This window comes from Mesorhizobium sp. M8A.F.Ca.ET.181.01.1.1 (assembly GCF_004792025.1).
Classification (GTDB): Bacteria; Pseudomonadota; Alphaproteobacteria; order Rhizobiales; family Rhizobiaceae; genus Mesorhizobium.
On sequence record NZ_SRTV01000010.1, the window covers coordinates 98,841 to 111,249 of the forward strand.

At 58.3% G+C, this 12,409-nt stretch carries 8 protein-coding genes; 4 read left to right on the forward strand and 4 right to left on the reverse strand.

The window, feature by feature from the left end; genetic code table 11:
- Positions 1-41: 41 nt before the first annotated feature.
- Positions 42-1,076, forward strand: coding sequence for a C-terminal binding protein (locus EN824_RS28365; protein WP_135917412.1), 1,035 nt, complete (start codon positions 42-44; stop codon positions 1,074-1,076).
- 498 nt (positions 1,077-1,574) lie between these two features.
- A complete protein-coding gene (locus EN824_RS28370; RefSeq protein WP_135917410.1) occupies positions 1,575-3,005 on the forward strand; it encodes an aldehyde dehydrogenase family protein in 1,431 nt (476 codons plus the stop codon).
- A gap of 719 nt (positions 3,006-3,724) precedes the next feature.
- Here EN824_RS28370 and EN824_RS28380 read toward each other — a convergent pair.
- From EN824_RS28380 to EN824_RS28395, 4 genes are all read right to left on the reverse strand, one after another.
- A complete protein-coding gene (locus tag EN824_RS28380) occupies positions 3,725-4,678 on the reverse strand; it encodes an amidohydrolase family protein (protein ID WP_189522237.1) in 954 nt (317 codons plus the stop codon).
- A 77-nt stretch (positions 4,679-4,755) separates the two neighbouring features.
- Complete coding sequence (locus EN824_RS28385; RefSeq protein WP_135932937.1) at positions 4,756-6,861, reverse strand: molybdopterin cofactor-binding domain-containing protein; 2,106 nt, start codon at positions 6,859-6,861, stop codon at positions 4,756-4,758.
- Entirely contained in the window at positions 6,858-7,328 is a 471-nt protein-coding gene (locus tag EN824_RS28390; RefSeq protein ID WP_135917402.1) for a (2Fe-2S)-binding protein, read from the reverse strand. The genes EN824_RS28385 and EN824_RS28390 overlap by 4 nt, the downstream gene beginning before the upstream one ends.
- A gap of 298 nt (positions 7,329-7,626) precedes the next feature.
- A complete protein-coding gene (locus EN824_RS28395; protein WP_135917400.1) occupies positions 7,627-9,174 on the reverse strand; it encodes an ABC transporter substrate-binding protein in 1,548 nt (515 codons plus the stop codon).
- A gap of 140 nt (positions 9,175-9,314) precedes the next feature.
- On the opposite strand from EN824_RS28395, the gene EN824_RS28400 reads away from it, so the two are divergent.
- Both EN824_RS28400 and EN824_RS28405 read left to right on the forward strand, forming a co-directional pair.
- Entirely contained in the window at positions 9,315-10,829 is a 1,515-nt protein-coding gene (locus EN824_RS28400; RefSeq protein WP_189522238.1) for a UbiD family decarboxylase, read from the forward strand.
- Between the two features lie 26 nt (positions 10,830-10,855).
- On the forward strand, positions 10,856-12,331 hold the full coding sequence (locus EN824_RS28405; RefSeq protein ID WP_135917395.1) for an amidohydrolase family protein: 1,476 nt from the start codon (positions 10,856-10,858) through the stop codon (positions 12,329-12,331).
- The last annotated feature ends 78 nt before the right edge of the window (positions 12,332-12,409 follow it).

Genomic DNA, 12,409 nt, shown 5'->3' on the forward strand with positions numbered 1-12,409 from the left:
TCACATTATCTCCGATAAGTTTAACGGGTGAGTCTCCTAACATGTCGACTATCAAAGTTCTGGTGCCCGATATGGACGTCGAAGAGGTTGCCGCCGACGTGGCCGGCCCAAACTTGTCTTTCGACGTTCGTGGCGTGCAACATGTGAGCGCCATAAGTGCGGAAGATTGGGGCGACTGCGATGCCGTCCTGATGCGGAATCGCATCGTCCTTGATCGTTCTACAATCGGCAAGCTTTCGAGGTGTCGGATCATCGTCAGAGCAGGTGTTGGCTATGACAACATCGACATAGGTGCATGTTCCGAAGCCGGCATTCCGGTTTGCAACGTGCCGAACTACGGTACGTCCGAAATAGCAGACCACGCGATTGGACTGCTGCTCTACTTAGCGAGGGGCCTTGGCTCGTATGACGAACGCTTGAGGACGGATCTAACCGGTAACTTCAACGGTGAAAATGTGCCAGTCGTGCGGCGTCTCCGCGGCGGCATCTTCGGTGCCGTTGGCTTGGGCCGGATAGGAACCGCAGTGGCCAGGAGAGCTTCCGCTCTAGACATGAGCGTCCTGTATTTTGATCCACTCTTGCCCGAAGGGCATGAGCTGGGGATGGGTTTTCGGCGTGCCAAGTCCCTTTCGGAAGTGCTTTCCGTATCAGATGTGGTCAGTCTCCACATGCCCCTCAATGATACCACGCTTCGACTACTGGACGCCAACCGGCTTGGTGAAATGAAGCCAGGCGCCATTCTCATAAACATTGCTCGTGGCAAGCTGGTCGATATCGACGCGGTTTACGACGCGCTGCTAAGCGGCCGTCTGGGAGCTGCGGGATTCGACGTCCTGCCATCGGAGCCTCCGGACCCTTCACAGCCTTTGTTCAAGGCATGGTTGGACCGTGAGCCCTGGATTGCCGGGCGCCTGGCGTTGACGCCCCATGCCGCGTCCTATTCTGACGCCTCGACGAGTGACCGCCGTAGGCTGTCAGCCGGCATGCTCAAAGACTTTTTTGAGCATGGCCTGGTGCGGAACAACGTAAATCCAGATTGGGAAAAATTTTCTAAGGAAAACCTGCTAGCTTCTTGAACGAGGCGCAGCACTTTTCAAGCAAACTCGATCTTGGAGTCTGTCTTCCGCCACGTAGTGGAGCGACAAACGATCAGCTCGGCGCACAATCGACAGAATTGCGTACGCAAGGGCGCATCCGACAACCGCTTAGAGCGTTTCGCGATGAATTGGCCTCATTAGATGGCAGGGCAAACAGAAGGATGCTGGCCAGCAGGTTTAGCGAGCGTTTCCAACACGCCCTAACAAAAACGCGACGCTCGACAATTATTGCGAGCGCGTGTCTGGCGCCTGACGCGCCATAGATGAGCCTCCGTCGGAAGTGCGGCTGGAGCCATCGCGATCCGGCAATCCATAAGACAGGCACATTCATTGTTGTTGGATTAGACCGTAAGAATTCGGTGGCACCCGGAAAATATATGTTGATAAGATAGGTTTAACATGTAGCAATATCGACCGAGGGAAACGTCGATCACCGCTGGATCTGCCCGCAGCGACGGCGGCGCAATGGAGGTCTTTATGGACAACAATCTTAGATTCTACATAGACGGGAAGTGGGTTGACCCGGTCGCCCGCAACGCAGTTGACGTGATCGACCCAGCGACAGAAGAGCCAGTTGCGCGCATCAATCTGGGCACGGCCGAAGATGTCGATCGAGCCGTCAAGGCGGCGCAAAAGGCATTTCCAGCGTTTTCGCGGTGGAGCAAGGCCGAGCGCATCGATCTCCTTAATGCGATAACCGATGAATATCGGCGCCGGTTCGAGGACGTCTCGCAGGCTATGATGCTGGAGATGGGCTCTCCGATCAATTTCTCACGCGAGCTCCAGGCAGCCTCTTCGCTCAGCCATCTAAAATCGGCAGTCAAAGTGCTGAAAACCTACGAGTTCGAGCAGATGCTGGACAAGGCGCTGATCGTGCGCGAGCCGATCGGTGTGTGCGGTTTCATCACCCCATGGAACTGGCCGCTCAACCAAATCATGGCGAAGCTCGCGAGCGCACTTGCTGCAGGGTGCACCTCGGTGGTAAAGCCGAGCGAGTTTTCGCCTTTGAGCGCGATCATTCTCGCCGAAATCCTTCACGAAGCAGGCACTCCGGCCGGCGTCTTCAATCTTGTCAACGGTGACGGCCCTACCGTCGGGCATGCTATTTCCACGCATCCAGACGTCGATATGGTGTCGTTCACGGGCTCGACGCGCGCGGGGATCCAAGTGGCCATCGACGCTGCTGCAACCGTCAAGAGGGTGCACCAGGAGTTGGGCGGCAAGTCTGCCAACATCCTGCTTCCCGGCAATCACCTCGGCAGGTCGGTGCCTGCTGGTGTCATACGTGCTTTCCGTAACAGCGGACAGTCGTGCCAGGCGCCGACCCGCATGCTGGTTCACGAGAACCAACTTGATGAGTGCCTTGAACTCGCCAAGTCCACGGTGGCTGCAATGGTCGTGGGCGACCCGCGCGCGGACAGGACCACGCATGGGCCGCTGGTCAACAAACAGCAGTTCGATCGCGTGCAGTCGTTTATCGAGACCGGCATAAAAGAAGGCGCTCGCCTCGTCGTGGGTGGTCTTGGTCGGCCGGAAGGCCTCAACCGGGGCTATTTTGTGCGGCCGACCGTGTTCGCCGGCGTCACACGCGAAATGACCATCGCCCAGCAGGAGATCTTCGGACCGGTCCTTTCGGTGATGACCTATCGGGACGAAGACGAAGCGATCGACATCGCCAACGATTCGATCTTCGGCCTTGCGGGTCATGTCTTTGCCGATGACGTCGGTGAAGCCAGGAGAGTTGGCCGACGGATTCGTGCCGGCCGCATATATCTTAACAATGGACCGAGCGAAGACGACACAGAGTACGAAGCGCCTTTTGGCGGCTATAGGCAATCGGGCAACGGCCGAGAGGTTGGTGTTTTTGGTCTCGAGGAATTCCTGGAGACAAAGGCAATCATGGACTAAGGCTTGTTGAGATTCAGAACTCCACTTTTGGCTCGATTGTGATTCAAGCTTTGGATGGAACGGTTGTGCTAACGGACGCCCAATGGGCGAAGATGGAACCGCATTGTCTGGGCAAGCCAGCCGATCCGTGACGAAGTGGTGGCGACAATCGCCGCTTCATCGAAGCGTTGCTTTGGATCGTGCGGACAGGAAGCCGTGGTGCGACCTTCCAGCCTTTTTCGGGAGCTGGAACACAGTTTTCCAAAGATACCGCGATAGGGTCAAAGCCGATGTTTTCATTCGGCTTTTGAGGCGTGCCCCGATGAGCCAGATTATGGTCGATGTCACCACCCACCAAGGTCCATCGATACGGCCAGGGCGCAAAAGGGTGGCTGAAACCCGGGCATAGGCCGCTCCATCGCGGAACGATACATCATCACGTCATTTGCTATTCTGAAAGGTCCGGTTCAGCAGCGTCACTAGACTAGGCCACGAAGTATGCTTTCTTGAATTTCTAACGGTTCATACCCTGCCCGTAAGGTCGGGTTCCAACCCAAGGCAACGTGGTTCAGGTAAGGATTGTGGGGCCAGTAATCTACAGCGAAGGGCCATTTGGCATACTCCGCGAAGAAGCCGGCCTTAGATGGTGCAGCCTGGCGGCCCCGCACGACTGTATGCTGGCTCAACCAACGGTGCTGGCAGCTCTTCTCAGCGAGTTCGCCAGTCCAGGCGGACAGAGATTACGTTGGCAAACGGAACAGTCGCTCGGCGTTGCCATGCAGCAGAAGATCCTTGTCCGGATCTGAAAGGTCGAGTTTGGCAGCCCAACTGCAGGCGACTTCATTGGACGCGAAGGGCCAGTCGACTGAGAACATGACACGTTCGATGCCCATCTCGGCGATGCAAAATTTCAACGGAGCGTCGGAAAAGAACCCGCTTGTCGTGACATAGAAGTGCTCAAGGAATTGCTTCTTGAAGTGCAGATCCGGTGCGTCCCGCGACAGAGCCTCGTCCATGCGATCCATTACATAGGGCAGGGTTTCGCCAAGGTGTCCGAGGACAATCTTTAGGCTAGGGAACCGGTCAAAAACATTATTCAGGATCAGCCGGACCGCCTGGGTGGCGGTCTCTATCGTGTATCCCCATGCCGCCCGCAGGTACATTGGGTGCTTCTCGGCGAGCGGGCCGAAGTAAGCATCGCGAACCGCCGGCAGAGGATCAGCTGGGTGAAGATACAACGGTACATCAAGACGTTGCGCTGCGTCGAACAGAGGGTCGAAGCGTGGATCGTCTAAAAAGACACCGTCTGTTGGGCCGTGGATCATGGCGCCGACGAAACCAAGGTCTCCGACCGTGCGCGCGAGCTCGCGCGCCGCAGCTTCCGGATTGGAAGTCGGCACTGACGCGAACGCCGCAAAGCGATGCGGTGCGGCATCGACGATCTTCTTCAGTCGATCGTTAACAGCAATGGCAACTTCGGCTGCATCATTGGTGAGCAGGCCCTGCAACGCAGGAGGCAAGTGTGACAGGATCTGAAAGTCTACCCCGGCACTATCCATTGAGCCGATACGCGCCTCGGCGAAATCAGTAAGCAAGGGATCAATTTTCGGCATGGGAAAAGCCTTGATGGCCTGGGCCAACTGGCTGTCAAGATAATGTTCTTCCAGGGCGATGACGCGGTGGTTCTTGATCATGGTCATTTCCGATCAATGGGTTACGGGAAAGGCGCTTCGTGAGCCGGACGGCAAGCCGCCCCACAGCCGGCGAGCGACTAAGTCAGCGCTTCGACGAGGCGAACTCGGTTGAAGGGGAGCCGGCGAACACGCTGACCCAGAGCCATTGCGACGGCATTGCCAATGGCTGCCGCTGTCGGGCCCAAGGCAACTTCCCCCACCCCGAGCGGAGGCTCATCAATCGCGTCAATTATCATAGTGTCCACGGCGGGAGCTTCCGAGAACCGCAATATTGGGTACTGCTCCCAGCTCTTGGCGGCGATCTCACCTTCGCTAAAGCGGACTTCTTCGTGCAGTGCCCAGCTCGTCGCCTGCACGATACCGCCCTCGATTTGATTGCGGGCGCCGTCAGGACTGACGACGAGGCCCGCATCAACCACACACCAGATTCGGTGCACCTGAACTGTCTCGCCGACGCTGACCTCAGCGACCGTAGCCATGTAGGCGGCATAATTCTTGTAGCGGCTGAACGCGACTCCGACGCCGCCGGCATTGTTTGTGCGTAGTGTGTTCCACTGGGACGTTTCAGCTACGGCCTCCAGCACTCGCCTGGCTCGCCTATCCTTAAGCAAGGAAAGTCGGAATGCGATTGGATCCTGGCCAGCATTGTCGGCCAGTTCGTCAATGAAGCTCTCGATCGCAAAGACGTTGCCTAGCGCGCCAAGCCCACGGAGAGCGGACGTGCGGACCGGGACGTCAGGCACAAAATGGCTGATGAGCTTCTGCGGAAAATCGTAAAGCGCGACAGCGTTGCGCATAGCGCCGGCGCCAATCGCATCCGGCAGATCAAGCGGCGTCACCAATGGCGGTCCGTTTGGTATGGCCTCGGCCCCGAGCAAATTGACGCCACCGCTGGTCCCCGGCCGTTGCGCGTGCGGGGTACTCCAAACCGATATGGTCCAGCCCGACGGCCGACCGTCGACATCAAGTTCGGCGGCCAGGTCGATGGACATGGCAGCGCCTACTGGTGACGCTGAGAGCTCATCACGTCGTGTCCACAGGACCCTGACGGGCCGGCCATGAGTGCGTACCGCCAAAAAGGCCGCATCGAAAGCCGCATCATCCGCTCCATTGTGGCCGTAGCAGCCAGCGCCATGTTTATGGCGCACATCAATGTCTGCGGGGTCTAGGGCAAGTGCCTTGGCTAACGCAGCACGTAGCGGAAAGACGCCTTGAGAATGAGTGTAAACCGTAAGTGTGCGCGCGCCGACGACCTGAGCCAGGGCACAAGAGGGTCCGATCGATCCATGCGCTAGGTAGGGGCGCCAGTAAGTCGCCTCGAACCTGGATGTGCGCAAAGCATTGCCCACGGTTCCCACATCCCGCGTGGTGTCGACGGAAGCCTGGCGTCTGAGCCACTCAGGCTCGCCCGCCTCGTCCGGGACAGGCTGGCCGTCTTCCCATATGAGCCGGTCCGCAACCAATGGTGCACACTCTTGGACGACAAACTCATCGTCGGACAGCAAGGCCACAAAATCGCCCTCGCGAACGATCTCCACCATCCCTGCAAAACGACCAGGTAGAAGAGGCTCGTTTGCGAGACGTGCTCCTCGCCGCGGACGCCGCAGCACCCGGGCGTGGAGCATGTCGGGGAGTCTGATATCGTGAATGAACGAAGCGGATCCTAACACCTTCGCAGGAAGATCTACCCGTGGTAGGTCATGGCCAACAATCCGGTAGTTGGATCGCTGCCGAACATTGAGTGACCCCCTCGCCTCGCAGTCGAGATCGACGACGCTGGCCTCGCTCCAATATGTTCCGACAACGCCCCCGTCGCAATGGAATTCACCGTCTTCAATTTTGAGGCTTTCGGGCGACACCTTGGCCATGCGTGCGATGTGCTCGATGAACAATTGACGGACTTCAGCAGAGACCTGCCTTATAGCTGCGCCACCCATCTCAATGGAGAGGCTGCCCGCCGTAACGCCTTCGTCAGGACCGCAGCTGGTCTCACCCGATTGCATCAGGATACGGGAGGGTCTGACCTCCAGCTCCTCAGCGGCGATCTGGGAAAGTGCAGTCAGAATACCTTGTCCGAGTTCAACTTTGCCGGTTGAGACAATGACCTTGTCGTCGGTGAAGCCAATCCACTGATTCAGGCGTGGATTATCCAAAATGCTCTGCGGAAGCGCGTTAGGTATCATGCGCGCATCGCCTCTGCTGCCCGTTCGACCGCCCGGACGATACGCTGGTGGGACCCGCAGCGGCACAGATGCTTGTCGAGGGCCGCTACGATATCCTCCCGGGTCGGAGCGGCGTTGCGCTCCAGCAGCGACTGAGCCGACATCAGTATTCCAGACAGGCAATAGCCGCATTGACCGGCTTGCTCATCGAGAAAGGCCTGTTGCAGAGGACCGGCCCTCCCTTCGACCGACAAGCCCTCTACCGTTCGCACGTGCCGACCTGCTGCGGCGGCAACCTCCAAGGTGCAAGCATACGCAGGCTGGTCATCAACGAGAACGACGCAAGCCCCGCAGGCCTCCAGACCGCAGCCGAAGCGTGTGCCCATCAGATTGAGTTCATTTCGCAAGACGTAAAGTAGCGGGACCGTCGGCGCAGCCCCTGAAATCCTGGACGTTCCATTGACTGTCAGATGGATCGGGCCGCTCATGAAAATACCTGCACTTCCATGCCACTGATCAAAGTGACATTTGGTTCGACAATTCAGGACCCTCGCCTTTTCGGAAGTTCCGGACTGTCATTTCAGTAAGAGGCTTCCCGGCCCATCAGCTGCTGGCGCTTCAAGGGGCGAAGCAACGATGTCGCCGATCATACGGCGAGGGTTGAACGATCGGAATGGCGCAGACGGCACCGGCAGGTTTGCCGGTGCAGCAGCAACGTCCTCTGTGCTCATCGCGGAACGATACAGCATCACGTCATTCCTATTCTGGTCGGCCTCGCCAGCGTCACTAGGCGACGAAGTATGCTTTCTTGAACTTGTAACGGTTCAGACCCCACCCCGTAAGGTCGGGTTCCAAGCCGCCAATCTGGGCCGAGTGAGCATCGATAGTGTCGGGGTAGCCCCAGATGATCAGCCCGCCCCGCTCAAAGGAAATCCGCTGCATCTGATGCACAAGCTCGCACCGGCGGTTCTGATCAAGTTCGGCGCGGGCAAGGTCGTTAAGACGCGTGAACTCTTCGTCGGAGAACCGGGTCGGGTTGAGTGGTGAAGTGGCGAGTTCCCCCAAGGCAACCTGGTTCAGGTAAGGATTGTTGGTCCAGTAATCTACCGCGAAGGGCCAGTTGGTATACTCCGCGAAGAAGCCGCCCTGGTCGAGCCGCTTGACGTTGATTGTCACATCCCCTTCCCGCGCCTGTTCGGCAAAGATCTGTGAAGCTTCGAGCAGACCCGGTGCGGCCGCGGTCGTGGCTAATTCCAACTGCAGATTGGAATGACCCGCGCGGGCAAGCAGCGACCGAGCCTCTTTGACGTCGCGCTCCCGAACCAGAGACGTGTCGAAACAGGGATCATTGGGCGAGTACGCATCGTATGCCACGCGTCCGTGGCCGAAGAAGGCCAGTTTTACGAGCTGCTCGCGATCGACCAGCAACCGCAGAGCCTGCCGCACCCTGACGTCGTCGAAAGGAGGCTTGTCGACCCGCATCGTGAATGGCCGAAACGACCCCGCTTTGCTCGTCAGGACCTTGAAGCTACTGTTGGCACTCACCACCGGTATCTGGGAGTAGGGAAGACCCTCGATCGCGTGAACCTGCCCTCCGAGAAGAGCATTCACCCGCGCAACATCGTCGGGGAGATCGATGAGGACCAGTTCGTCTACGTAAGGCGCTTGTCCATGATAGTTCTCGAAGCGCTTGAAAGTCGATTGCTCACCCGGAACGAATTGGTCGAGCTTGAACGGGCCTGAACCAACGGGGCTCTTAGGGTCGAAATCGACAGGCACGACACCGGTGCTTAGTACGCGGAAAGCGTCCCGCAGTGCCGCATCGGGACGGCGAAGCTTAAGACGGATCGTACGGTCGTCCAGCTTGACGATCTGCGTTGGATCGATGGAGCGCATAAGCGGCGCTACATTGCGAGGGTTCTTCGGATCGATGATCCGTCGAATCGTATAGGCGACGTCATCCGCGCCGATCGTCTTGCCGTTGTGAAATTCAGCTCCCTGCTTGATCCGAATCGTCCACTCGGTTGCCGAGGGATTTACCTCGAACTCCTCTGCCAGAAGCGGTCGATACTCGGCCTGTTCGTTATCATCCCCCAAACCGTCGTAGAGATTGAGAACACGGGCGATGTCAGCCGGAGTAATCGCGGAATGCGGGTCAAGTGAGTCGGTGGGGCCGCCGCCGGCGATGCCAACGCGCAGAGACCCACCCTTCTGGGGTTTTGGGCTGCTCTGCCCAAGTGCGGAGCCCGCATAACCAAGAGCCATCGCGGCAATCGCGCCACCCATCAACTGACGGCGGTCCAGTGTGTTCCGAAGCATGCGTATTTTCGACATGTGCGTTCCTCCCTACACATAGAATATTGCTATAGACAATAGGTAGTCAAGTGTGTTTAATTCACTCAATGATTGCTCCCGGGCGAAGCGCATCGATGAGCGCGAGCCGCGGGGAACTGCGCACAGAGGAGACGTTTCTCGTGAGTTACGCAGACCTGAGAGGGTTCATCGAGGCGCTCGACAACCAGGGCATGCTCAGAAGAGTTCCCGGTGCTGATCCGCATCTAGAGGTTGGAGCTGTTACCGAGGTCGCGGCCAACCTACCCGAATGCCCTGCCCTTCTGTTTGACAAGTTCGACGGCTATCCCGCGGGCTTTCGCGTCTTCACCAACGCGACAAACAGTTCCGTCAAAGCGGCCATTGCACTCGGCCTTGATCCATCGCTCGCCCCTCTGGAAGCTCTCAAGCGATGGAAAGAGAAACGGTCCGCCTTCCAGCGGAGTGGCCCCTTGCCGCAGCGCCTCACCGAACCTCTGTTTCTAGAGAACACGATGGCGGGCCACGAAGTCGACCTCGCATGCTTTCCTGTACCGCAGTGGCATGCGGACGACGGCGGCCGCTATATCGGATCGGGCAGCCTCGTCGTCATGGGCGATCCTGACAGCGACTGGGTGAACGCATCGATCTACCGAGTCCAGGTTCAAACAGCGAATACGGTCACGATTCAGTTCGATCACTTGGGACGGCACGGAGCCATCCTTGCAAAGAAGTTCTGGGACCAGGGTAAAAGCTGTCCGGTCGCCATCGTCAACGGCCAGGATCCGTCACTCTTCTTAGCAGGTTTCGAAGCTCTCCCAGCCGGTTATTCGGAGTATGATTTTGCCGGAGCCGTCAAGGGCGAAGCGATTCCGCTGGCAAGAGCGCCGCTGACACAACTGTTGGTTCCGGCACTAGCCGAAAGTATTCTGGAAGGTTACCTGCTTGATCCGAAGACGGTGATGGCGGAGGAAGGTCCATTCGGAGAGTTCACCGGATACTATGCGGCAGATCGCCGACCGCAACCGGTAATGCAGGTCGACGCGGTGCATTTCAGGCACAATCCGATCCTGTTTGCCTCGCCTCCGTTGAAGCCTCCGCTCCACCATTTTGGGCTGCCATTGAAGGCTGCAACCCTTTGGACACTGTTCGAAAACGCCGGTGTCACCGATGTCACCGGTGTTTGGCAGCATGTCTCGTCACTCGTTACGGTTGTCGCTGTCAAGCAACGCTATGATGGGCATGCGAAGCGAGCTGGCCTGATAGCGGCCGCCAATAGCTACATGGGACGCCTGATCATTCTCGTCGATGACGATATCGATCCGTCCAACATGGACGATGTTCTGTGGGCGGTCGCTACGCGCTGCGAGCCCTCGGACTCGATCGATATCATCAGAAATGGCTGGAGTTCCGCCCTCGACCCGCGCATCCCGCCCGAGGCGAAGGAGCTTGGTGTGACAGCGCATTCCAAAGCCATCATCGATGCTTGTCGGCCTTATGCCTGGTCCTCGCGCTTTCCGCCCAGCACCGCGCTTCATCCAGCAGAGGCTAAGGCCGTCAGCGATAAGTGGGCCACGGTCTTGCGCGCTCAGACCACACGCACCGAGGAAGAAGGTCCAGCGATCAATCGGGCAGGAACCACCAGCACGGCAGGGCGCGCACCGAAGAACGGGCTCTGAGAGAAACTTTCAACGGAGGAACACTCATGAAAAATGATAGACACCTGTTTTACTTGAATCGCAGACAGATCTTGCCAGCTCTTGCCGGAGCCGCGGTGCTGGCGGGCGCCCAGGGCGCGCGCAGCGCTGACCAGCCGACACAATCTCGGCCGGCACCAACTCGGGACGACATTCTGATCCGCGGCGCCTCAATCCTGACAATGGATCCGCAAAACCCGATTTTTGAGCGTGGTGACATCCTTATCCGCTCCGGTCGAATCGCAGCCGTCGATCACTCCATCGACGCGCCAGATGCCGAAGTCATAGATGCAAGCGACTTGATAGCTCTGCCAGGCTTCGTGAATGCTCATATCCATCTTTGGCAAAGCGCTATGGCTGGTATCGCAGGCGATTGGAGCCTGGACCAGTATGTTCAGCGTATTCTGGGTGGAATCGGACCCCACATCAGCGCCGAAGACTTGTACCTGGCGAACTTGGCGGGTTGTTTCGAGCAAGTGAGCGCCGGGACCACCACTGTGTTCGATTACTGTCATGCGATCAATACGCCGGCTCATGCGGACCGTGCCGTTGACGCTCTCCTTGAGTCGGGCGTCCGTAGCGTTTTCGGATACGGCCCGCCTGGCGATTGGGACTGGTATGCCGACCCTAACCGGGACCATCCCGAAGATGCGGCCCGGCTGCGGAAGGAGCGTCTATCGTCTGACAGCGGGCTTGTACGAATGGCTCTTGCTATCCGTGGGCCGGATGAATCAACTCTGCCGGCCACGACGCGCGATATCGCCATGGCGCGCCGCCTTGGCGTTATGGTTACGATGCACACAGGATGGGGCACGGTCGGACCGAAGAACAAAGCGGCTCGCCAGCTGGCGGACGCGGGGCTGCTTGGCCCTGACATCAACCTCGTTCACGCAAACTCCTTCACGGCCAGCGAGTATAAGGCCGTCGTCGACTCGGGTGCGACGATCACGGTGACACCGGAGGTCGAAATGCAGATGGGGATGGGCTTCCCAGCCACCGGACATGTTCGGCTGGCCGGGGGACGACCTGCGGTTGGGACGGACATCCCCACCAACGTCGGTCCGGAAATGGCTACCCAGATCAGGATCGCGCTGCAGATGCAGCGCGCGCTCGACAACGATCGCCTTCTTCGAGAGGGTCAGGATCCAAAGGAGCTCACCATCACCGCACACGAAGCTCTCGAATGGGCGACCATAGAGGGCGCCAGAGTTTTGGGTATGGATCGGGAGATCGGCTCGATCACAAAAGGAAAGGCTGCCGATATTCAGCTGATCAGGAAATCACCCCGCGATCTTGGGCAGGCACAGAACCCTGCTGAAAGCGTTGTCTTCTATTCGACGGCAGCGCAAGTCGAATCGGTGTTCGTGAACGGCAAAGCACAGAAATGGCAAGGGCGTCTCGTCAACTCTGCAGCCCACGGCCTGCGCGACCGTCTCTTGCAATCAGGTCAGAGACTCATCGAGCAAGGGCAGGGGAATAAATGAGAGGCACCCTGAACCTGCAAAACCCAGATTTTACATTCTGAAACATCCGGCGTCTCAACACGAGCGCCATCTGCGAGG